Source organism: Ligilactobacillus ubinensis (genome assembly GCF_024160875.1).
Taxonomy (GTDB): Bacteria; Bacillota; Bacilli; order Lactobacillales; family Lactobacillaceae; genus Ligilactobacillus; species Ligilactobacillus ubinensis.
This window is the reverse complement of the sequence record NZ_JAIULA010000008.1, coordinates 78,013-100,647: the sequence shown is the minus strand read 5'-3', so window position 1 is coordinate 100,647 and position 22,635 is coordinate 78,013. Positions and strand designations below refer to the sequence as shown.

The following is a 22,635-nucleotide window of genomic DNA, read 5'->3' as shown; positions in this document are numbered from 1 at the left end:
TAAAGGGGCTATTTGCGTTGGCCCAAGCCCTTCTAGGGCTATAAAAAAGCCACCAGCTATGCTGGTGGATGCTTACTTGCACTTATTTTATGAACATATGCAAAATAATTCATTATATGAATTTGAATATCTATAAAAATGTTTTCTATATAGTTTCTTTAAAAGTTAGGTATGTATAAAAAACTATTTTACTTATTTAAAAAATATGTTAGTATTATACAGTACTGAAAAGAAAGGTGGAGTTAAAAATGCAGTTTGATGAAACAAGTAACCATAAGCATCACTTAATTGAGTATGCAAATGGTCCTTCATTAGAGGAAATAAATGGGACAATTGAAGTTCCTAAGGGAAAAGGTTTTTGGAAAACATTATTTATGTACTCAGGACCAGGGGCTTTAGTTGCTGTTGGATATATGGATCCAGGTAATTGGTCAACATCAATTACTGGTGGACAAGATTTTCAATATTTATTAATGTCAGTGATTTTAATGTCAAGTTTGATAGCCATGTTGTTACAATATATGGCTGCCAAACTAGGCATTGTAAGTCAAATGGATTTAGCACAAGCAATTAGAGCTAGAACAGGAAAAGCACTAGGAATTGTTTTATGGATTTTAACAGAGTTAGCGATAATGGCGACTGATATAGCCGAGGTTATCGGGGCAGCAATTGCGTTATATCTTTTGTTTAATATACCTTTAGTTATTGCCGTATTTTTGACAGTATTTGATGTTTTGCTATTATTATTATTAACAAAAATCGGATTTAGAAAAATTGAAGCTATTGTTGTTTGTTTAATTTTGGTAATTTTATTTGTTTTTTGTTATCAAGTGGCCCTATCTAATCCAAATTGGGGAGCTGTTGTTGCAGGCTTAGTACCAAATGGAAATACTTTTTCTAGTTCACCAAATGTAGGCGGAACAACACCTATAAAGGGAGCTTTAGGAATCATTGGTGCTACGGTTATGCCCCATAATTTATATTTGCATTCAGCTATTTCACAAACACGTAAAATAGATCATACAGATGAAAAAGATGTTGCAAGAACAGTTCGTTTTGCAACATGGGATTCTAATATTCAATTATCTTGTGCTTTTGTAGTTAATTCATTACTTTTAATAATGGGTGTTGCAGTCTTTAAAACAGGTGCTGTAGATGATCCATCATTCTTTGGGCTATATCAAGCTTTATCAAATACTTCAACGTTAAGTAATGGTGTGTTAATAGCAGTTGCTAAGTCAGGTGTTTTATCTGTTCTATTTGCCGTTGCCTTACTTGCTTCAGGTCAAAATTCAACTATTACAGGGACTTTAACAGGACAAGTTATTATGGAAGGCTTTGTTCATATGCGGATGCCACTATGGTTGCGCCGCTTGGTAACACGACTAATTTCAGTTATTCCAGTTTTAATTTGTGTTGCAATGACAAGTCGTTTGAGCACATTAAAACAACATGAGGCTATTAATAACTTGATGAATAACTCACAAGTATTTTTGGCGTTTGCATTGCCGTTCTCGATGTTACCATTACTTATGATGACGAATAGTAAAGAGGAAATGGGAGAAAGATTTAAGAATAGATTGTGGGTTAAAATATTAGGTTGGATTTCAGTCATTGGTTTAACTGTTTTGAATATGAAAGGATTACCAGATTCAATCCAAGGATTCTTTGGTGATAATCCAACTAAAAGTCAAATAACTCTTGCAAATGGAATAGCATATGTATTAATTGTAGCTATTTTAGCATTATTAATTTGGACGGTTGTTGAATTGTACAAGGGTGACAAACGAGTTCATGAACTTAAGTTAGCTAAGAAGGAGGAAAATTAATGCTAAAAGATATCAAGAAAATTTTGGTTGGTGTTGATGATTCCGATGATGCAATAAAAGCATTTGATTTTGCAATTGATATTGCCAGAGAACATGATTCAGAATTAGTAATAGTTTCTGTTCTAGAAGATGACGATGTTAGTGTCTATCAAGCTTTAGATAAGGACTATGTGCATGGGGAATATAACAGTCTAAAAGCGCATATGCTAGATTATAAAGAAAAAGCAGAAAATGAGGGCGTAAAGAAAGTTAGTACAATAATTTCTGAGGGAGATCCTGGCGAAACAATTATAAAAGATGTTATTTCGCAGATTAAACCAGATCTATTAGTGATAGGTTCATTAGCTAAAAAGGGGATAGCACGGCACTTTGGAAGTCAAGCAGCATATATGGCGAAGCATGCTCCAATATCTGTTTTAGTAGTCCGCTAAAAGCGTAAACTTTTATGGATAGATAATAAATTAAAGAGTAAAAAATATAGAAGTAAATCGTGGTTTTTCCAAGTTTACTTCTATATTTTTTTCTTAAAATGAGTGAAAAAAGCTAAACGTTCTTTTCTAAAGTTAATATGCCATCCGTAATATTGTAAACTTTATCAGCATATTTTTTAAGACGTAAGTCATGGGTTACGACAATAACAGTTTTATGCTTGTTTTGAGAAATACTGTGGAATAGTTGACCTACTTCACTAACATTTACACTATCTAATGAAGCCGTTGGTTCATCAGCTAAAATAATTGTTGGATTTGTATACAAAGCTCGAGCAATTGCTACTCTTTGATTTTGTCCACCAGAAAGTTCAGAAGGATATTTATGTTGTATGTTTTCAATATTCAACTGAGTTAATAAAGCATTCAATTCTGTATGACTAAGATTACCGGTTTTTTTAACCTTATTGGCTAATGTAAATTGTTCATACACATTTAAATAAGGAACGAGATTGTAAGATTGAAGTATAAAGCCTATCTGATTAAGTCTTAAAGCATCACTCTGTTTTTTTGACAACGTTTGAATATCAGTATTATTAATCTCAACTGTTCCGCTAGATGGCTTTTGCAAATTGCCAATTATAGTTAAAAAAGTACTTTTACCAGAACCTGAGGGGCCGACAATTAAGATTAGTTGACCACTTTCAGCAATAAAATTGACATCTTTTAAGGCAGTTACTTTAGAGAGATTTGAACCAAATTCCTTAGTAACATTTGTTAATTTAATTGTAGCCATAGATTTAACCTCCGATAATTGTTATAGGATCAACATGTAAAATAGCTTTTATAGGCAAAAGAGTACCTAATATAGAAGTTACAATAAGGCTTAAAGCGACCAAGGATAACAACGGAATATTAAACGACATTGGTGCACTTTTAGGAATGAAGACAGTTGTAATCCATGTGAAGAAAATCCCAAGGGTTAAACCAGCACCAACAAGACTTATTGCTTGTGATATTGTCGATTTTACCAAAATAGAAGCAGGAATTCCTTGGGCCCTTAAAACAGCATAATTAGGTATTTTTTGAATTGTTATAATATACAAAAATACAGTTACTATGATTAAAGAAATAATTAACAAAAATGCAATCATTAAAGAAAATGTTGTATTTTGAGCAGAATAACCAGGAAGTTTTTGAATTAAGCTGTTAGTTGAATAACTAGCTGTTTTTTTAGTTTTTGCAGTATAGTAGTTTTTACGCGAGATGATTGCACTGGCCTTAAAAGTAGGGCTTACATTTTTTAATGATGACCATGCAGTTAACCTGCCATATATGATAGGGGACATATTATATTGTGCATTTTTTACAAAACCAACAATTTGATATTTTTTTGTGTTTGAGTTTAAAGTAACCCAATCATTCAGATGGTAGCCACTATTTCGAAAACTTGAATCAACCACTATTTGCTGATCATTTTTAGGTAAGTGTCCTAGGCTAAGTTGTAAATCCTTATAGATGAATTGATTACTTTTTATACCTACGAAATTAGCGTCAACATTTGAAGAAGCAGCTTTTTTAACTACTACTGAGGCTTGACCAATAAGAGCTTCTTTATTGGTTATTTTTTGTGCGCTAATTTGGTTAGCTGTGAGTAAGGATTGGCTCAAACTAGTATTAGCATCAGCATTTAAGATAATATGTTTGAAATTCCAACTATAAATACCAGAAGTATTTTCATTAGCTAAACCTAAAGCAAGGCTAGTTAATATAAAGATTAAATAACTAATCATAAGAATCATTGCAGTTATTAGCGCATAACGCAATTTTTCATGTTTTATTTCTTTAAAAGCTAAAAACATTGTATAGCCTCGTTTCTTTACTTGTCTAAAAGTTTTGTTAGGATTTTTTCTAATCGTTTAAGATAGGATTCTGCGTTATCTGGATTAATTAAGCAATCTTTAATAGTCTCATGACTTAAAGTGGCTATAGCCCAAAGAGATTCCGAGAGAGATTCTTGTGGCTGCTTTTTAGGTAAAATGCCTTCATTGTAAATTACATGTAATTTAATAAAATTAAAATATTCACTATTGATAGTTTCATTTAGAAATAAGCGAACTTGTAAAACATATTGAGAAGCATTTAAAGGTGTTGGAGTTGTGATGTTAGTATGGATTTTTTTTAGCGCGATATGATAGAGATAGTTGTAAGCATCAGGTAAATCTTCAAAATATTTATAAAAAGCTCCACGAGCAATTTGTGCGTTAGTTACAATTCTCGCTACTTGCGCAGAGGTAAGTGAATGAGTAGAAAACTCAGTTAATAAAGCTTCTGTAATTCGTTTTTTCTTAGCATCATTTAAGTTGATGAATGTAGATTTTACCATTTGAAACAGGCCTTTCTTTGATTGACACAGTGTCACTTTATAATAGCTAATTTTAATTCAAAAGTGACACTGTGTCAACGCTGACAAAAAAACTTTTTAAATATGAAGATATAGGTGTCTAACATAGATATTTTATAATTTATAAATATTTGTTAAGGAGAGTTTATATAATGTTTATTGTAATCTTTTTGTAATAGTTCTATCCTTGAATATGTACAAGAGCATACAGCTATTAATTTAAGTGTGCGACGCTAATATGTACTTTTGATGTGACAATTATCAAACTTATATTTTTAGGAGGAAGTAGTGTTGCAAAAATTCAAACAGTTGTGTCAAAACGAAGTGGTGCGTTTTATTAGCAAAACATTTTTTTATTTGGTTATTCTTTTTGTTTTGTTATATTTATACAGTTATAGCGGTATAAATCAACCACACTTCATCTATAACGAATTTTAGTATAGGGGGAAAGTTATGAAAAATATTATTGAACAAATAGACAACTGGGGAGTGAAAAGTCCTCAACGATTGGCTTATGAGTATATGGGTAGTGAATATACGTATGGACAATTAAAGCAAATTTCTGATGCAGTAGCTACAAAGTTACTATCAATGCAGTTACCTAAAAAAGAACCCATTATGGTTTATGGTGGTCAAACGTTTGAAACTATAGCTGCTTTTCTAGGTGTAGTTAAAGCAGGACATGCGTATATTCCAGTTGATTCGCATTCACCATTACAACGTTTAGAGATTATTAAAGAAATTGCACAACCTGCTGCTTGTATAGCTGTTGAAAGTTTACCAGGTATTGATTTAACTATTCCAACAATAACGAAGTTGGAATTAGAAAATATTATGCGACAACCAATAGCCAAGGTAGATACAAGTAAGTACGTCAAGCAAGATGAAAACTTCTATATTATATTTACTTCAGGTACAACTGGTGTTCCAAAGGGTGTTCAAATTAGTCATGATAATTTACAAAGTTTTATTGAATGGATAAATACTGATTTTGCATTAGATAAAGGTAAGACATGCTTAGCTCAGGCACCATATTCGTTTGATCTTTCAGTGATGAGTTTGTATCCAACACTTGTAGCGGGAGACAAAATTGCTGTATTACCAACTAAAGTAACAGAAAATTTTAAGGATCTTTTTACAGTGTTACCACAGTTGAGTATAAATGAATGGGTTTCAACACCATCTTTTATGGAAATATGTTTGATGCAAAAAACATTTGATGCAAAACATTTTCCTGAACTAAAATATTTTCTGTTTTGTGGGGAAGAATTAACACACAAAACGGCAAGTACTTTAAAACAAAGATTTCCTGAAGCAAAAATCTATAATACTTATGGGCCAACAGAAGCAACTGTTGCGATAACTTCTATTGAAATTACAAACCAAATTTTAGAAGACTATACTCGATTACCTATAGGTTATGCCAAAAGGGATAGTCAAATAATATTAGTTGATGAAAATTTAAATCAAGTTAAGCCCGGCCAAATTGGGGAGATTGTTTTGTTAGGTTTAGGAGTATCTAAAGGATACCTAAATAACGAAGAAAAAACAGCTCGAAATTTTATCACGATAGAAGGCAAAAGCGCCTATCGAACAGGCGATGTAGGAATAATTGATGAAAATAAGATGCTATTATACAAGGGTAGAATTGATTTTCAAGTTAAAATGCATGGTTTTCGGATAGAATTAGAAGATGTAGACCATCATCTAGATAAAGTTAGCATTATCTCACAAGCAACTACAGTTCCCAAATACAATAAAGAACACAAAGTTAGCCAATTAGTAGCTTATGTTGTAACAAAAGAGAAAAATTATCAAAATGCTTTTGAATTAACCCAAGCAATAAAAAGGGAATTGACAGAAACAACGTTAAGCTATATGATTCCTCAAAGATTTAAATATGTTGATTCGTTGCCCCTAACAATCAATGGTAAAATTGATCGTAAATTTTTAGTTCAAGAGGTTAATGACGGATGATAAACATGCAACCATATGAGAATCCAGAATATTTTTTGTGGTTGAGTTTAGCTCTTTTACCAATCATAATTGGATTGCTAAAAGGTAAGAGATGGCGGATATACGAAACGATTGTTTCATTTGCTTTCTTATTTTTAATATTTGATGCTAATAAATTTGTGCAAGGATTAGCATTAATTGGGTATGTGGCTTTTGAAATGTGCTTAATGTTTGCATATTTTAAATATCGGCAAAAAAGAAATGATACATGGGTTTTTGTCATAGCTGTACTTTTAGCAATTTTTCCACTAGTTATAGTTAAGATAACACCTGTTTTTGAGCATGGGGCAGCATCAATTATTGGTTTTTTAGGTATTAGTTATCTAACGTTTAAAATTGTTGGAATTATAATGGAAACTAGAGATGGAATGATAAAGAGCTTAGATTTTTTAAAGGTATTACACTTTATCTTGTTTTTTCCAACGATATCTTCAGGACCAATTGATAGATACAGGCGTTTTATTAAAGATTATGATACGGTACCATCTGTTGAAAAATATGTAAATATGCTTGGAAAAAGTGTACATTATATCTTTTTAGGCTTTTTATATAAATTCATACTAGCTTATTATTTTGGAAGTGTCTTATTACCACAAGTTAGTGCACTTGCGCTAGCACATGGGGGCATTTCATGGTATTTAGTCGAATATATGTATGTGTATTCAATGGATTTATTTTTTGATTTTGCTGGATATAGTTTATTTGCAGTTGGAACAAGTTATGCTATGGGAATAGAAACACCAATGAACTTTAATTTGCCATTTATATCTAAAAATATCAAGGACTTTTGGAACAGATGGCATATGACATTGTCGTTTTGGTTTAGGGATTATATATACATGCGATTGGTATTTTTCTTGATGAAAAAGAAATTGGTAAAAAATAAAGTTAATTTAGCTAATTTAGGGTATTTAACTTTGTTCTTGATAATGGGCTTTTGGCATGGCGTAACCTGGTATTATATCGTTTATGGTCTATTTCATGCATGTGCTATCATCATCTGCGATGTATGGCTACGCTTTAAGAAGAAACATAGAGATAAAATTCCAAGTAATCGATTTACTAAGATATTTGCAATTTTCTTAACATTTAACTTGGTATGTTTTAGTTTCTTAATTTTTTCAGGGTTTTTGAATACCTTGTTCTTTATGAAACATTAATATAAAAAAATAAAAAAGGAAGTTTTTGATTATGAAAGATACAGTTTTAAATATATTAGTTGATTTAACAGGTAGTGACGAAGTAAAAAAAGATTTAGACGTAAATCTTTTTGAAACAGGATTACTCGATTCTATGGGAACAGTTCAACTATTACTTGAATTAGAATCAGAATGTGGCGTTGATGCACCAGTTTCAGAATTTGAGAGAAGTGAATGGGATACTCCAAATAAAATTATTGCGAAAGTTGAAGCAATGACTAATGAGCTTTAAAAAGAAACTATGGCTGATTTTTGGCCCTGTTATTGTTGCAATACTAATTTTACTTGTCTTTTTAGTATCACCTTTTAAATTAAATGTTAATAAAAAAATACTTCCTGGAGCTTCAATCTCTCAAAGCGTTGATGTGTTTAAAGGGACAGCAATAAAAAAAGCAGCATTAGAAAAAAACTACGTTGCTTTTATGGGGTCATCAGAACTATCGCGAATAGATCCGCTACATCCATCGGTTTTAGCAAGAAAATATCATCGTTCATACCGACCGTTTTTATTAGGAGCTGCTGGTTCACAATCATTGTCACATTATTGGGCAATGCAAGGAATCAACAGACAATTAAAAAACAAGAAAGCTGTTTTTATTATTTCACCACAATGGTTTGTTAAAAAAGGCATAGATCCACAGGCGTTCGCTTATTATTATTCAAACCTACAAGTTATTACATGGTTAAAGACAGCAGATAAATCAGAAATGGACATATATGCAGCAAAACGGCTATTGCAAATGAAGAATTTGCATTCAGATAGCATCATTGAAGATGCAGTTGAAAGAATAGCTAGTGGTAAAACATTAACAGATATACAAAAGACATATGTTGATTTGAAATATAACGAGCTTTCACATGAGGATCAATTATTTTCGGTGTTACATGTTAATACGCGAACATCAATTATTAAACGACAGATGAAGCAATTGCCTGACACGTATAACTATAGTAAATTAGATAAACTGGCTTATGACTTAGGCAAAAAGAACACAACAAATAATCCATTTGAAGTTGATAATGTGTTTTGGAAAAAGCGGCTTAAAGGGGCATATAAGAATTTGCAAAATGAGCAAAGTGATTTTAACTATGTATCATCACCAGAATATGCTGATTTTCAATTAGTATTAAATCAATTTGCAAAAAACAACACTAATGTTTTATTTGTTATTCCACCGATCAATAAGTCATGGGCAAAATATACAGGTTTGTCAATGAAGATGATAGCCACTTTTGATAAGAAAATAAAGTATCAGTTAAAACAACAAGGTTTTACTAACATTGTGGATATGTCAAAAGACGGTTCAGAACATTACTTCATGCAAGATACAATTCACTTGGGATGGCGTGGTTGGTTAAAATTAGATAAATACGTAGATCCATTTTTAACAAAAAAACAAAAAACACCTAAATTTAAAATAAATAATTATTTTTATAGTAAAAATTGGCAGAATTTACATGGTAATTCATTAAACAAAGTGGTAGATTAAGTCTAAAAGCATACGATTCTATAACTAAGAACTCGAATTTGAAAGTTGAATCTTGGTATAGAGGTGGAGAAATGATAAATAGAATTGTACCAATTATGTTTAAACTGCGACGAACATCGTTTGCGTGTGTGACAAGACGAACGCTTGTAATGCTTTTTCCATTTGTACTATTAGGAAGCATTGCACAAATTTTTCAAGTAACAGTTTTTTCCAAAAATGGATTTGTTAATAGTTTATGCAATTTAAGTAATTGGTTACCGCATTTTAATAAATATCGCATATTTTTTGGAAACTTTACATCACTAACATTAGGAATTGTCTCAATGCTTGCAGCATACCAAGCTGCACAGTATACTGCAAGATATTTTCATCGGGATAACCAAATGGCAGGGTTAACAGGATTAATTACATTTTTACTATTATGTATAAAACCACTAAATTTTATGTCAAACGGAATTTCACTTAATTGGATTTTATTAGGCTCGAATGGATTATTATTAGGCTTGATAATTGGATATATTACTGGCTGGATGTTTCGTTTGTTGGAACGGCCTTTGTTTAAACAAGCAATGCGGACAGATGATATCTTAGATCGTGCCTTTTTCGCATTACCAGCAATCTTTGGAATGATCCTGTTAGGCTTAATTGTGAGCATGGGAATTAATTTTCTCCAGAGAAGTGGAGTGATTTCAAATATTGTTGTTAGTTTTGAAACATTCTCGGAAAATCAAAACGTAATTTGGTACGTGTTATTATTGGGAGTATTAACTACTGTTTTGGCGTGGATGGGTTTAGCTGGACCGTACGCCACAGTTGGTGCTATGTATACTGATCAAAATTATACAGATAATTTGAATTATGCATTATCACATAAGTCAGCATGGAATGTACCACATCAATTTACAGCAACAACTCTTTATCAAGGATTTGGATCTTTTGGTGGAGTGGGGGCAACTTTGGCATTAATTATAGCTATTACACTGGTTTCGCATGGTAGTGGCTATTTACGAGTTGCACGTTGGTCTTTGTTACCTGCTTTTTTCAATAACAATAGTCCAATAATGATTGGAGTACCGCTGTTATTTAATCCGATGTATATTATTCCATTTATTCTTGCACCATTAGTTAACATGATAATAGCAGCTGGAGCGATTGCAATTCATATAATGCCGCCGTTAGTGTATCCTGTTCCAGATGGGACACCAGGAATGCTAGTTGCTTTTATCGGAACAAATGGCAATATTATGGCTCTAATTGTAGGTATTATTTTACTGGGGATTGATGTCTTGTTATATCTACCATTTGTAAAATTAGCTGAAAGAGTTAAGGATGCTATGAAAGAGGGTGCAAATAATAGTGAAGGGACGTAAAAAAAACGTTATAATCATACTGCTTTGTTTATGTATAACTTTAGGGTTATCATTTCCTTCTTATTTTTGGACTAAGAAAAATGTTAGCAGCCTAACAAGATGGCATAATTCAAAATTATCTCCTGTCATAATGATTCCAGGTAGTTCAGCTACTGAGAATAGATTTGATACCTTAGTAGAATTATTAAATAAAGACGCACAGCAACAACATAGTTTGTTAAAAGTTAAAGTTTGGAATAGCGGTAAAATTACGTATACGGGGTCCATCAAGCCTAAAGACAATGAACCATTTATTGTAGTTGCGTTTGAAAACAACAAGGATGGCTATGCTAATATTTTGAAGCAAGCAAGTATGTTCAATGAGGCTTTCAAGCAACTACGTAAACGGTATAACTTCAATAACTTTAAGGGAATAGGACATTCCAATGGAGGCCTTATCTATACAGCATTTTTAGAGAAGTATTTAGATAATGATGATGCCAAAATAAAAAAGCTAATGACAATAGGGTCACCATTTAACTTCGCAGAAAAATCAACCGCAAATAAAACACAAATGCTTGCTGATTTTATTGCTAAAAGAAGCAAAATTCCATCGAGTTTAACGGTATATTCAGTCGCTGGAACTAAGAACTATGCATCTGATGGCCTTGTTCCGTTAAATAGTGTGTCAGCTGGAAAGTTTATTTATCAAGATCAGGTAAGTAGTTATACCGAAATAACGGTAACCGGAGTGAATGCACAACATTCAAGTTTGCCACAAAACAAGCAAATTGTTACGTTGATTAAACAATATATTTTGGATGAGAACCAACAGGTACAAACTAATAAGTCAGGTAGTCAAGATCCGAATCAACAAGGTGATGCAAATAATTAGCAATATTTATTTGAGTAATAACATTGCTTCTTGGATGCGATAACCAAAGATTGGATATGAGACATTAGCATGAGTATCGTAAATGTAGATAGGTGTTTGTGGCTGTTCGTCTGAACATAGAGTATAAAACAGTTCAAGAGATATAGCCGGAATAATTGAGTTAGAATTTACAAGTAGATTTACTCTAGTCTTTGTTTTTTCTATATCATAAACACATAGTAAAGATTTGTTTGAAGTTGTTACTTCAAAATACAAATGAAGTTGCATATTCATGTCTGCAGTAGCAGATAATAAGTCTTTTAGTAGCATAAAAATTCTCCAAATATAAATTTTGAGCATATATTTATACTTACTAAAAACAAGTGATATAATTAGGGTATAAATGTATGGAGGTGTTTCTTATGTATCTTACAATAACACAAGAAGCAAAGAACAAGTTAGTCAAATATAACAATAAAGATTTATTGCTTGACTATGATGATGGTGTTGGACCTCTTTCTAAAGTTGGAGTTTGTTCATTAGATTCAAGTTTTCGTATTTTAATAGTTAAAAAAGGTAATTTAAACAAGGATTATGAAGGAAAATTAGACTCTGATATTGGAGTTATTCGCTACAAGGATTATACCGATATGTATATGGATGATAATATGTATCTGACAGTTAACCCAGTAAATAAAATGTTACGTTTAACAAGTGATAGTTCAGGGGAGTTGACAAGTTCTGTGGCTATTATAGATTACTCATAAATTAACAGCATAAAGAGGCGCTCATATAACAGAAATGCTCGTCAAAATTAGTCAAGAAAACTAACTTTTGATATTCACTTCTAACTATGAGTGCCTTTTTATTTTTTATTTGAAAAAAATATGGTAGAAAAGTATAGAGAAGATTACAAATTTAGTTATTCAATTATTAGCATGAAGAAAAATATTTCTTTTAAAAGCTATTTAATGATAAAATAGAAATTGGTATCAGTATAAGTATGTATATTGTTACGTTAAAGTTTATTTGTTTTTTAGCAAATTAGAATAGGAATTTAGAATATGGAACTTGAATTTTTAGGGACAGGTGCTGGTTCACCTGCCAAATTTCGTAATGTTACAGCGATTGCTTTAAAACTATTGGATGAAATTAATTCAATTTGGTTATTTGATGTAGGTGAAGGAACACAGCATCAAATTTTACGAACTAATATTAAACCACGGAAAATTGATCGTATTTTTATCACACATCTGCATGGAGATCATTTGTTTGGATTACCTGGTTTCTTGAGCAGTCGTTCTTTTCAAGGAGGAGATAAGACTGGACCATTAACTATTTATGGTCCCAAAGGGATTTCAGAATTTGTTAAAACATCTTTACGAATCTCCCAAAGTAAACTTTCATATAAAATTAATTTCGTTGAGTTAGAAGATGAAGGCATTATTTTTGAGAATCAAAGGTTTGTAGTTTCGTTTAAATATTTAGATCATCGTATTCAAAGTGTAGGGTATCGGATTGTTGAGAAGGATTATCCGGGTGAATTGCTTGTAGATAAACTGCATGAAAAGGGAATTGCTGCAGGACCAATTTATGGAAAAATAAAATCAGGTGCAAGTGTTACCTTACCAGACGGAAGAGTAATCGATGGTAAAGATTATATAGGTACACCTAAAAAAGGTAGAATTGTAACGATTCTAGGTGATACACGACAAACACCAAATATTTTGGATTTAGCATATAATGCTGATGTTTTAGTACATGAGAGTACTTTTGGTAAAGGTGAAAGCAAACTAGCACGAAACTACTATCACTCTACATCTGTACAAGCTGCCAATGTTGCTAATAAAGCAAAAGTTAGAACATTATTATTAACACATATTTCAGCACGATATGTAGGCTCACTTGTCAATAAACTTGAAAGTGATGCACGTAATGTATTTGCTAACACAAAAGTAGTCAGAGATTTTGATACTTTTGAAGTTAAATTTGTAAATAAACATGAAGATGAATAATATTATGATTGAATTTCGGTTTATAAAAAGAAAAAGGCGGATAAGTAGATAAATGACAGGATATAAAGAACTCAAAAATTTACGCAATCGAGTAGTTTTGATTACTGGAGCTTCTGGTGGATTAGGTGAACAGATTGCTTATCAAGCAGCCAAAAGGGGAGCTATTGTAGTTGTATGTGCAAGAAGGATGGACAAATTACAACAAGTAGTTGCTAATTGTCGTGAAATTTCAGGGCGCTTGGCTTTTGCCTATACATTGGATGTTTCAAAAACAGATGATATTGAAAAAGTGGTAACCAAAATTGAATCTGAAGTTGGTCCGATTGATGTTTTAATTAACAATGCCGGTTTTGGTTTAATGGAAGAATTTCTTAAATTTGACATGAATATTATGGAAGAAATGTTCAAGGTTAATGTGCTAGGCTTAATTTATATGAGCAAATTTACAGCATTACAGATGGGTAAACGTCATCGTGGTGCTATCATTAATATTGCATCTATGGCTGGAAAAATAGCAACACCTAAGTCAACTATCTATTCAGCTACAAAATTTGCTGTTTTAGGTTTTTCTAACGCGTTGCGGTTAGAATTAAAAAAATTGGGTATTTCTGTATTAACAGTTAATCCAGGACCGATAAAAACAGAATTTTTTGCTAAAGCTGACAAAAGTGGGAATTATTTAAACAATCTTGGAAACTATGTACTGGACTCAAAGGTAGTTGCAAGTAAGATAGTGCAAACAATTGGTACGTCTAAACGTGAATTGAATATACCGTATATAATGGAAGTAGCAGATCACCTATATCATATGTTTCCAAGATTAGGAGATTGTTTAGCAAACAGTATTTTTAATAAAAAATAAAGGCGCTATTTTAAATAGGGGGTAATTTTTATGAAAAAGCAATGGCAAATGGTAGGGACAACGCTATTAATTTTAGTAATTGTTGTGTTTTCTTGGCTAAATGTTCAAAAAGTAACAGTTAATTTTGGCATTACTTATGTAACTATGCCATTAGTTATTATTTTAGTTGTTTCTGTTTTAATTGGAATGTTAATCGCTGTTTCATTTTCAATGATGACAATTTTAAAACTGAAAAACGAGTTAAAGAAAACAAAGCAAAATCTGGAAGTAAACAAAAATATGCGGCGTAGTACAGATAAAAAATCTTCTGAACAGAAAGGTTGAATAACTTGTTAGAAGCTAAGTATGATTGGCGACTACCGACACAAACTGATAATAATGAAATTGAAGATTTGTCTAGTAGGCTCGCAATTTCATCCATTGTTACACGTATTTTATACAGGCGAGGCTATAAAACTGTAGACCAAATTAATTCTTTTTTGCATCCTAGTAGTGAAAAAATTATTGACCCTTTTGAATTGTATGATATGGATAAAGCGATTGAGTGCATTCAAGAAGCTGCTTTTTCGGGCTTAAAAATTGTCGTTTATGGTGATTATGATGTTGATGGATTAACAAGTACAGCTGTTATGTACAGTACACTGATGCAACTTGGAGCAGATGTAACTTATTATATTCCTAACCGCTTTGAGGATGGATATGGGCCTAATATAGAAGCTTATAAATGCTTAATAGACAAGGGCGCACAGCTAATTGTGACAGTCGACAACGGTGTGACAGGTTATGAAGCAATAAATTATGCGAAGTCCCGTGGAGTTAAGGTAGTGGTTACAGATCATCATGAGTTACCTGAAAAATTACCCGAAGCATATGCAATAGTACACCCACGACATCCTAAGGGAAAGTATCCTTTTGGAGGTCTTTCTGGAGTTGGCGTTGCGTTTAAAGTAGCGACAGCTTTATTGGAAGAAATACCAAGTGATATGCTGGATTTGGTTGCATTAGGAACAGTTGCTGATGTAGTACCTTTGATTTCTGAGAATCGAATTTTAGTAAAATATGGTTTAGAAATTTTACAACGTGGAAATAGATTAGGCGTAAAGAGTTTATGTGAGGTCTCAGGAACTAAATTAGATGAGATTACGGAGCAAACGATTGGCTTTATATTAGCACCGCGACTTAATTCGTTAGGGAGATTAGGCGATGCTAATGTAGGAGTTGAACTTTTAACAACAGAAAATGAGAATACAGCACTCTCGTTAGCTAATTCTTGTCAGAAGTTGAACAGTGAGCGGCAAGAATTAGTCGAAAAGATTACAGAAAATGCACTTGAACACTTAAAGGAACAATCGGGCAAGCATTTAGTAAATCTTGTTTGGGGCGAAAATTGGCATCAAGGAGTTTTAGGAATTGTAGCTAGTAGATTAGTGGACGAAACAGGGAAGCCAACAGTCGTTGTGGGCATTGATTCTTCTAATAACATTGCTAAGGGTTCGGGACGTTCGATACCTTCTTTTAATTTGTTTCAAGCACTAGATGGTCATAGGGATAAAATGGTAGCATTTGGTGGTCATCATATGGCTTGTGGGTTAAGCGTTGAACCTGATAAATTAGAAGAATTGCAAATGATTTTGGATGCAGAAGCTAAAGAACAGCAGCTTGATAAAAGATCAAAAGAAAGCCTTGAACTTGCAGGAAAGATTTCACTAAATAGTATTTCGACTAAATTGATTGATGAATTACAATTGCTAGCACCATTTGGAAATGAAAATGAAGAACCAGTATTTGCATTTGATGAGTATACAACAATTAACGCACAAGCTATTGGTAAAAATAAACAACATTTAAAGATTAATTTAGCTAGTCTAAATGAAAAAAATAATGTTTCGGCACTTGCGTTTAGCGTAGGTGAGAAAATAGCGAAAATAGTTGCAAAGCCAGCATGTGTTAAATTTATTGGTACATTATCAAAAAATGTTTGGCGTGATAAAACTTCAGTTCAAGTCATGATAAAAGATATGTGCCTTATGGAAGATTCAAAGACAGAAATAATTGATATGAGAACAAATAAGTTGAGAAAATCATTATTTCAACAAGATGGAATGTATATTTTTTTTAATTCAAATGTAAAACAGCAAATAGAAGAATACTTACCTCAAAATGCTGAAGCAATAGTCGCAAAAGACATTGTAAAGACATTAAAAGCAAAAGACGTTACTTTTGTTGATTGTCCAAATAATTTGAATGATTTAAAAAGAGTTTTGACAATGATTGAGACTGAAAAAATTTATACAATCTTTTTTTCAAATGACAATGCATATTTGGTTGGAGTCCCATCACGGGAACAATTTGCAACTTTGTTTAAATTTATCCAAAAGCATACAAATGTGGATATAAGAAACAATTTAGATAAATTGGCAAAGTATCTTAAGATCAGTAAGGAATTGCTTATTTTTATGATACAGGTGTTTTTTGAAGCTGGATTTGTTAAAATAGAAAATGGACTAATGAGTAAAGTAGCGCAAGTGAAAAAAGAAGACTTATCGCAAACAAGAAATTTCAAAATGCGACAATTAAAGATGAAAGCACAACAAGTTCTTATTTATAGCAATCGAGCAACTTTAACAAAATGGTTAACTGATTTTATAAATATTTAAGATGTAATCCAAAGGAGAATTTTTAATGGCAGTAGATTTAAATAATTATGTTGCAAGTATTCCAGATTATCCAGAAAAGGGAATTATTTTTCGCGATTTATCTCCATTAATGGCAGATGGAGAGGCTTATCGTCAAGCAACAGATAGAATTGTACAATTTGCAAAAGATAAAAATGTTGATATGATTGTTGGACCAGAGGCACGTGGCTTTATTGTTGGTTGTCCAGTTGCATATGAGCTTGGTGTTGGATTTGCACCTGCACGAAAAAAAGGAAAATTACCACGTGAAACGGTTAGTGCACAATATTCATTAGAGTATGGTGTTTCGGAATTATTCTTGCATAAAGACGCTGTTAAGCCAGGTCAAAGAGTCTTAGTGACAGATGATCTACTTGCTACAGGAGGCACAATTGGTGCAACGATTGATTTAGTTGAGCAATTAGGTGGGACGGTAGTTGGTTGTGCATTTTTAATTGAATTAAAAGATTTAAAAGGTCGTTCTAAGCTTAAGGGTTATGATGTTTTAACATTGATGGAGTATTAATATTGATTTTATTTTAAGATGAAGGTGATAGTGTGCTGAAAAGAAAAAAGGGTGTTTTATTGATTAATACTGGAACACCGGATAGTCCAAGTCCTCACGATGTAAGACGATATTTAGCACGCTTTTTGTCAGATAAACGAATAATTAAAGTGCCCCGTGTTCTGTGGTGGCCAATACTGCATGGCATGATTTTACCATTTCGCCCGTATAAATCAGGAAAATTGTATCAAAAAGTTTGGACAAAAAAAGGTTCACCATTGGCTTATTTTGCATTACGGCAAAACGAAAATCTAAAGAAGCTTTTACCAGATGTGGAAATAGAAACATGCATGTCATATAGTCATCCATTGATTGATGAGGGAATAGATAGGTTATTAGGTAAAGGTGTAGAGCAACTAACAATAATCCCGCTTTATCCCCAGTATTCAGGAACCACAAGCGGCGCTAGTTTTGATAATGTAGTGTCTTATTTTTATGGTAATGATAAAATTATAGATTTAAAATTCATTCATTCTTTTTATCAGCATCCTAAATATATAGCTTATTATGCAAGTAAGATTAAAGAAAAACTATCCCAGAATAATTATAATGCAATCTTGTTTTCGTACCATGGGATTCCTGAAAGTTATGTAAAAAGTGGCGATACATATCCTAAACAATGTCAAGAAACCACCCAACTAATTATGGAAAAAGTAGGAGATTTTCCGTATTATCAAAGTTATCAATCGAAATTTGGACCAGGAAAATGGCTAACACCAGCAACTAGTAAAATGTTGATGGATTTTCCAAATAAAGGGATAAAGAAAATTCTGGTTTGTTCGCCTGGTTTTGTTGCAGATTGTTTAGAGACTATTTATGAAATTGATATAGAAAATCGAGCTTATTTTAAGTCTAGTGGTGGTGAGTTATTTGAATATATCCATCCCTTTAATGAAGCTAAAGAATTAGCTGAAATTTTATTGGACTACATCTAATTATGATATATTAACTTTAGTTAGAATTAACGATTAAGATAAAAGATTAGTGGTTTAAGTTATACAGACGAGATAGAATAGATTATTAATATTTTTCTAGTGTATAACAAAGGTCAAAACACTAGCTTTTATCTTTTTTGTAGAATAAAACAGAGTAATTAAGTAAGAAATACTTTTATTTTTATGCTAATTAAAGTACAATATACTTAAAAATTTTTGAGCTCTTATTTGGAGGAATTTATGATGGAAAAAATTATGGAGAACACGCAGCATCTTTTTATAGGATTACGTGAAGTTTTAGACTTAAAAAATAATATTACCGAAATAATCTCATTAGCAAGATTAACTGTAATAATGATGGTGTTAATGTTATTAGGTGAAATTGGTGCATTCATTTTTGGTGGTGATTATGGATTTATGAGTTGGCTAGGTCTCATAACGGGGATTGCGACCGTTTTAAACCTGATTTTAGTTGATCAAGGTAGAATTACAAATTATAGTTGGGGAATATTAAGTTGTATCGTTTGGTTAATCGTTGCAGTATACAATCATTTAATTGGTGACATTGCATCGCAAACTTTCTATCTTGTAATGCAGTTTGTAGGGATTACGGTATGGCATAAACAGATGGCGGTTCAAAATAATAAAACTGAGTTAAAGGCTCGAAAAATGAAAAAATGGCAAGCTATATTGGCATTCATAGGTGCGATTATTCTCTATTTCATTGTTTTAGAAACAAGTAAAAGATTGAATGGAACTCAAGTATATGTGGATGCAACATTACTACCTTTGGGAATTATTGGGATGATTTTAATGACATATGGTTATCGGTCACAATGGATAGCTTGGTTGATATTAGATGTAATTAATATATATATTTGGTCGGTTCAGCTAACTAATGGTGGACCAGCAGCTTTATCTATGTTTGTATTACAGATAATAATGTTTATAAATAGTGTTTATGGTGCATATATGTGGTTTTCACCAGTTAAACAAAATGAAGCCCAAAAAGCTAGCTAGTTTTTAATTCAAACAAATACCCTCCTAAGTCGTTAGATGATATCTAATTCTTAGGAGGGTATTTATATTTAACTATTTTTGATATGGTCGGCTTGCGCGACTTAATTTAGGTTTGTAAAAACGTCTTACCAAGGCTGGAGCAAAAAGGATTATTAATGATATTACGGATATTGCGATACCTAAATTTAAATAAGGTGGCCAATAACTTAGAGTAATTGTATGTTTGCCCTTACTAATATCAAATGCTAAAAATGTGTTTTGAACTTTATATGTTGAAACAGATTTACCATCTACATAAGCGTGCCATCCTTTACTGTAAGGTATTGTTGTTGTAAAAATCTGACTACTCTTTGTTATAGATATTGAACCTGAGAGATAACGATCGGAGTGTTTTTTGATTTTCCAGGCTTGTTTTTTAACTTCTTTAAGTTTTTGTTCTACTAGTTTATTATTCATTTCATAAAGAACAAAATTATTAAGAGTCAAAGTTTTTTTCTTAAAGCGAGCAGTAATTACAATTTCTTGACCTTTATCATGGTTGGCAATGTTAACTACAACTGTATGTCTGAAGGTACTGTAGTAATTTAATTGGCGGTTACCAATATATAAACTGACATTATCTCCTATCAGACCAGAACCAAGAGTTAAGTAATATGAATTATTTGTTTTAGGCGTAAATTTAAATATAATCTGTGAATCTGCATTAGTATTTTTGCGTTTAACAACAGCGCCAGTTAAATTAACAGTTTGGGTTGCATTTTGGAAAATAACCTCATTAAAGTTTTGCGCCGTGAAATATTTAGTTGTGGGCCAAGTTCCTGTAACAGCATTTAACCATGAAGTTTGATAAGTTATCGGATCATCGTATAATGTTGTCAGGTTTTTAAGAGTTGAGTTTGCAGCATAGCCTAAACTTGACGCATATGGATTTTTGTAAATTCTAGTAGTTAAGTTATTACCCACTAAGCGGTAGAGATTTAAATCACTTTTTTCAGTTAAAGGACTTAATGTTGTAGTAGTACTAGCACCAGTTAATTCAGACGTATCTTTTTGATTAAAGAAGTATTTCATATCCAGTAAACCATCAGTAATTAAGGTGCCATTTGAATATGTGACGTAGTTATCTCCATCTGGATTGCCAATTTGTCCATAAAAATCAGGAATAGATTTTTCTAACGCAGAACTAAAATATGAGCCACTGTTAAAGCCATTGGCGATACCATCGTTTTTTGTTCGGCTGTATGTTTGACCAGTCCGATACATACTAGAATCTAATTTTTTTAGTAATTGCGTATCTTTACTTAAAGAAGCCGTTGGAACGGAATATTCACTAGCTGATAAATAACTAATATTATTAAGTGAAAATGCAACGTTGGCTGTCATTTCTACCATAACAATAATATATAAAAAAACATTACGAATGTTATTTGGATTATTTTTAGGAGCAATAGATAATAACAATAAAGTTAAGACAGCAAAAAGAGCTGAAAAAATAAGTGTAGTTTTATTAAGATAAGACACTTTATTGAGCTTTAACCAACTATAGCCTAAAATCCCCGCTTCTAAAAGAAAAGCTAGCCAAATCTGCCACCAAGTAGGACTAAAATTAAATTTATCAAAAGATTTAGCTGCTAAAAAAATCATCCAAAATGAAACAACAAAGGTAAAGCGATATGGATACCATACTGGAAACTGCATACCATGCCATAATAAATCAAGAGGTTCAAAACACATGGAAACAATGAAGAAAATGCTTATTACTAAAGCAGTTAGTCGAGATTTTATGCTGAATTTCTTGTTGAAAAAGAACATGATAAATGTAAATAGGACTAAGCTGCTGACAAACAAATTAGGATAACCCGAAGGCATTTGTTTAAAATCAAATGATCCAAGTACAAATTTAGTTAACATTTTTAAGGGATTATACTCTAGTTTTGCAGAAATTTGATCTTGAGTATATTGCCCCTTGCTTGATTGCAATGAGTAAAATGTAGGTAAAAGTAAAGCTGCTGCAATGCCTACAGATATTAGTGAACGGCTAATAAATAGCCACAATTTTTTAAAACAAGTTTTCCATGTTTCAAAGGTATCTGCTATGTACCAAATAAAGAAAAGAATTAAAAAAAGGCAAATCATATATGCCATATAGTAGTTAACAATCAACATTACTGCTAACCATAAGGAATAAGCATAACCTTTTTTATGATCTAGTAAATTAAGTAAACCAAGAATAATTAAAGGTAAAAAAACAATTGCATCAATCCATAATAAATTAAGTTGGTTAGCAATACTCCATCCCATAAAAGCATATGCAGTTGAGAAAGTAGGAATTAATAGACCCTTTTTTAAGTTGCGTTTTGAAAGTAATCTGCCAAAGGTATAGCCAGCACAACCATATTTTAATAAGGTAATAACAATAATTCCTGCCATAATAGTTTTACTAGGGAAAAAGAGCAATATTAAATTAAACGGACTAAGTAAGTAATAGGCCCATTCACCCAGCATTTCACCACCAATTGCTTTAGAGAAGGTATAGAAAAAACTACTAGGTGAATGCAGAATAGTACGTCTAAAAAATTGGAAGAAGTCCACATATTGCTGACCCATATCTACCGTTAAGATACTGCTAGTGCCAAAAGGATACATTTTACGATAAATAAAATAGCCTAGCATTAGAATAATAGGTCCCCAAAAACTTAAAATTAAAGGATAATGTTCTTTTAAGTAAGAACGAACTTTTTGAATCATTATAAAACACCTCAAAGCTATGTTATAAAAAATTACGTAATTTATAACATAGTATATTATTTAGTTTCTAGCATAGCATAGGATAAGGTTGTTTGCATAAAGAAATAGCTATCTAAAAAATATTTAAAGTAATTTGGTATAATTTTAGTCTTTTTTAAGTACAAAACGTGTCCAAATTGAGTTGATTTTATGGTACGATAGGGAATAGTGATAAGCAACGGCTCAT

Annotated in this window: 22 protein-coding genes; 17 read left to right on the top strand and 5 right to left on the bottom strand. The window is 32.0% G+C overall.

The window, feature by feature from the left end; all coding sequences use genetic code 11:
* Positions 1-248 precede the first annotated feature (248 nt).
* Both LB941_RS05620 and LB941_RS05615 read left to right on the top strand, forming a co-directional pair.
* Entirely contained in the window at positions 249-1,829 is a 1,581-nt protein-coding gene (locus LB941_RS05620; RefSeq protein WP_253360207.1) for an Nramp family divalent metal transporter, read from the top strand.
* Positions 1,829-2,260, top strand: a complete 432-nt coding sequence (locus LB941_RS05615; protein WP_253360205.1) for a universal stress protein — start codon at positions 1,829-1,831, stop codon at positions 2,258-2,260. The genes LB941_RS05620 and LB941_RS05615 overlap by 1 nt, the downstream gene beginning before the upstream one ends.
* Before the next feature lie 112 nt (positions 2,261-2,372).
* Here the strand turns inward: LB941_RS05615 and LB941_RS05610 are convergent, their stop codons facing one another.
* Genes LB941_RS05610 through LB941_RS05600 form a run of 3 tightly spaced genes read right to left on the bottom strand, consistent with a single transcriptional unit; the run spans position 2,373 to position 4,643 of the window.
* Positions 2,373-3,053 carry an ABC transporter ATP-binding protein gene (locus LB941_RS05610; RefSeq protein WP_253360203.1) on the bottom strand — a complete coding sequence of 227 codons (681 nt, stop codon included), beginning with the start codon at positions 3,051-3,053 and terminating at the stop codon, positions 2,373-2,375.
* Between the two features lie 4 nt (positions 3,054-3,057).
* On the bottom strand, positions 3,058-4,119 hold the full coding sequence (locus LB941_RS05605; RefSeq protein WP_253360200.1) for an ABC transporter permease: 1,062 nt from the start codon (positions 4,117-4,119) through the stop codon (positions 3,058-3,060).
* A 17-nt stretch (positions 4,120-4,136) separates the two neighbouring features.
* Positions 4,137-4,643, bottom strand: a complete 507-nt coding sequence (locus LB941_RS05600; protein WP_253360197.1) for a TetR/AcrR family transcriptional regulator — start codon at positions 4,641-4,643, stop codon at positions 4,137-4,139.
* Positions 4,644-4,949: 306 nt separating this feature from the next.
* Here LB941_RS05600 and LB941_RS05595 point away from each other — a divergent pair, with 306 nt between their 5' ends.
* The 7 genes from LB941_RS05595 to LB941_RS05565 all read left to right on the top strand — a co-directional run bounded on the left by LB941_RS05595 (position 4,950) and on the right by LB941_RS05565 (position 11,610).
* Positions 4,950-5,099 (top strand): teichoic acid D-Ala incorporation-associated protein DltX, encoded by a 150-nt coding sequence (locus tag LB941_RS05595; RefSeq protein ID WP_253360195.1) that lies wholly within the window; start codon positions 4,950-4,952, stop codon positions 5,097-5,099.
* Positions 5,100-5,114: 15 nt separating this feature from the next.
* Positions 5,115-6,638: a D-alanine--poly(phosphoribitol) ligase subunit DltA gene (gene dltA, locus LB941_RS05590; protein WP_253360193.1), complete on the top strand. Its 1,524-nt coding sequence runs from the start codon at positions 5,115-5,117 to the stop codon at positions 6,636-6,638.
* Positions 6,635-7,837, top strand: a complete 1,203-nt coding sequence (dltB, locus tag LB941_RS05585) for a D-alanyl-lipoteichoic acid biosynthesis protein DltB (protein ID WP_253360191.1) — start codon at positions 6,635-6,637, stop codon at positions 7,835-7,837. Before dltA ends, dltB begins: the two co-directional genes overlap by 4 nt.
* 31 nt (positions 7,838-7,868) lie before the next feature.
* Positions 7,869-8,108 (top strand): D-alanine--poly(phosphoribitol) ligase subunit 2, encoded by a 240-nt coding sequence (gene dltC / locus LB941_RS05580; RefSeq protein ID WP_253360190.1) that lies wholly within the window; start codon positions 7,869-7,871, stop codon positions 8,106-8,108.
* Positions 8,098-9,366: a D-alanyl-lipoteichoic acid biosynthesis protein DltD gene (dltD, locus tag LB941_RS05575; RefSeq protein ID WP_253360189.1), complete on the top strand. Its 1,269-nt coding sequence runs from the start codon at positions 8,098-8,100 to the stop codon at positions 9,364-9,366. The genes dltC and dltD overlap by 11 nt, the downstream gene beginning before the upstream one ends.
* 71 nt (positions 9,367-9,437) lie before the next feature.
* Entirely contained in the window at positions 9,438-10,736 is a 1,299-nt protein-coding gene (locus LB941_RS05570; protein WP_253360188.1) for a PTS transporter subunit EIIC, read from the top strand.
* Positions 10,723-11,610, top strand: a complete 888-nt coding sequence (locus LB941_RS05565; RefSeq protein ID WP_253360187.1) for an alpha/beta hydrolase — start codon at positions 10,723-10,725, stop codon at positions 11,608-11,610. The genes LB941_RS05570 and LB941_RS05565 overlap by 14 nt, the downstream gene beginning before the upstream one ends.
* A gap of 6 nt (positions 11,611-11,616) precedes the next feature.
* Here the strand turns inward: LB941_RS05565 and LB941_RS05560 are convergent, their stop codons facing one another.
* Complete coding sequence (locus tag LB941_RS05560; protein ID WP_253360186.1) at positions 11,617-11,919, bottom strand: hypothetical protein; 303 nt, start codon at positions 11,917-11,919, stop codon at positions 11,617-11,619.
* Positions 11,920-12,011: 92 nt separating this feature from the next.
* On the opposite strand from LB941_RS05560, the gene LB941_RS05555 reads away from it, so the two are divergent.
* The 8 genes from LB941_RS05555 (at position 12,012) to pnuC (ending at position 19,661) form a co-directional block, all read left to right on the top strand.
* Complete coding sequence (locus tag LB941_RS05555) at positions 12,012-12,356, top strand: iron-sulfur cluster biosynthesis family protein (protein WP_253360185.1); 345 nt, start codon at positions 12,012-12,014, stop codon at positions 12,354-12,356.
* Positions 12,357-12,653: 297 nt separating this feature from the next.
* A complete protein-coding gene (gene rnz, locus LB941_RS05550) occupies positions 12,654-13,604 on the top strand; it encodes a ribonuclease Z (protein ID WP_253360183.1) in 951 nt (316 codons plus the stop codon).
* 52 nt (positions 13,605-13,656) lie between these two features.
* Positions 13,657-14,466 (top strand): SDR family NAD(P)-dependent oxidoreductase, encoded by an 810-nt coding sequence (locus LB941_RS05545; protein ID WP_253360180.1) that lies wholly within the window; start codon positions 13,657-13,659, stop codon positions 14,464-14,466.
* Between the two features lie 30 nt (positions 14,467-14,496).
* A complete protein-coding gene (locus LB941_RS05540; RefSeq protein WP_253360177.1) occupies positions 14,497-14,790 on the top strand; it encodes a LapA family protein in 294 nt (97 codons plus the stop codon).
* 5 nt (positions 14,791-14,795) lie between these two features.
* Entirely contained in the window at positions 14,796-17,123 is a 2,328-nt protein-coding gene (recJ, locus tag LB941_RS05535; RefSeq protein ID WP_253360175.1) for a single-stranded-DNA-specific exonuclease RecJ, read from the top strand.
* 25 nt (positions 17,124-17,148) lie between these two features.
* Entirely contained in the window at positions 17,149-17,667 is a 519-nt protein-coding gene (locus tag LB941_RS05530) for an adenine phosphoribosyltransferase (protein ID WP_253360173.1), read from the top strand.
* 32 nt (positions 17,668-17,699) lie between these two features.
* Positions 17,700-18,641 carry a ferrochelatase gene (gene hemH, locus LB941_RS05525; protein WP_253360171.1) on the top strand — a complete coding sequence of 314 codons (942 nt, stop codon included), beginning with the start codon at positions 17,700-17,702 and terminating at the stop codon, positions 18,639-18,641.
* Positions 18,642-18,881: 240 nt separating this feature from the next.
* Entirely contained in the window at positions 18,882-19,661 is a 780-nt protein-coding gene (gene pnuC, locus LB941_RS05520; RefSeq protein ID WP_253360170.1) for a nicotinamide riboside transporter PnuC, read from the top strand.
* 72 nt (positions 19,662-19,733) lie between these two features.
* Here pnuC and LB941_RS05515 read toward each other — a convergent pair whose 3' ends face one another.
* Positions 19,734-22,409 carry a YfhO family protein gene (locus LB941_RS05515; protein WP_253360169.1) on the bottom strand — a complete coding sequence of 892 codons (2,676 nt, stop codon included), beginning with the start codon at positions 22,407-22,409 and terminating at the stop codon, positions 19,734-19,736.
* Positions 22,410-22,635: the final 226 nt, after the last annotated feature.

Bases quoted from the DNA above. Each gene is read 5' to 3' on its own strand.
- LB941_RS05620 (WP_253360207.1), top strand. From the start codon at position 249: ATGCAGTTTGATGAAACAAGTAACCATAAGCATCACTTAATTGAGTAT.
- LB941_RS05615 (WP_253360205.1), top strand. From the start codon at position 1,829: ATGCTAAAAGATATCAAGAAAATTTTGGTTGGTGTTGATGATTCCGAT.
- LB941_RS05610 (WP_253360203.1), bottom strand. From the start codon at position 3,053: ATGGCTACAATTAAATTAACAAATGTTACTAAGGAATTTGGTTCAAAT.
- LB941_RS05605 (WP_253360200.1), bottom strand. From the start codon at position 4,119: ATGTTTTTAGCTTTTAAAGAAATAAAACATGAAAAATTGCGTTATGCG.
- LB941_RS05600 (WP_253360197.1), bottom strand. From the start codon at position 4,643: ATGGTAAAATCTACATTCATCAACTTAAATGATGCTAAGAAAAAACGA.
- dltA (WP_253360193.1), top strand. From the start codon at position 5,115: ATGAAAAATATTATTGAACAAATAGACAACTGGGGAGTGAAAAGTCCT.
- dltB (WP_253360191.1), top strand. From the start codon at position 6,635: ATGATAAACATGCAACCATATGAGAATCCAGAATATTTTTTGTGGTTG.
- dltC (WP_253360190.1), top strand. From the start codon at position 7,869: ATGAAAGATACAGTTTTAAATATATTAGTTGATTTAACAGGTAGTGAC.
- dltD (WP_253360189.1), top strand. From the start codon at position 8,098: ATGAGCTTTAAAAAGAAACTATGGCTGATTTTTGGCCCTGTTATTGTT.
- LB941_RS05570 (WP_253360188.1), top strand. From the start codon at position 9,438: ATGATAAATAGAATTGTACCAATTATGTTTAAACTGCGACGAACATCG.
- LB941_RS05560 (WP_253360186.1), bottom strand. From the start codon at position 11,919: ATGCTACTAAAAGACTTATTATCTGCTACTGCAGACATGAATATGCAA.
- LB941_RS05555 (WP_253360185.1), top strand. From the start codon at position 12,012: ATGTATCTTACAATAACACAAGAAGCAAAGAACAAGTTAGTCAAATAT.
- rnz (WP_253360183.1), top strand. From the start codon at position 12,654: ATGGAACTTGAATTTTTAGGGACAGGTGCTGGTTCACCTGCCAAATTT.
- LB941_RS05545 (WP_253360180.1), top strand. From the start codon at position 13,657: ATGACAGGATATAAAGAACTCAAAAATTTACGCAATCGAGTAGTTTTG.
- LB941_RS05540 (WP_253360177.1), top strand. From the start codon at position 14,497: ATGAAAAAGCAATGGCAAATGGTAGGGACAACGCTATTAATTTTAGTA.
- LB941_RS05530 (WP_253360173.1), top strand. From the start codon at position 17,149: ATGGCAGTAGATTTAAATAATTATGTTGCAAGTATTCCAGATTATCCA.
- pnuC (WP_253360170.1), top strand. From the start codon at position 18,882: ATGATGGAAAAAATTATGGAGAACACGCAGCATCTTTTTATAGGATTA.
- LB941_RS05515 (WP_253360169.1), bottom strand. From the start codon at position 22,409: ATGATTCAAAAAGTTCGTTCTTACTTAAAAGAACATTATCCTTTAATT.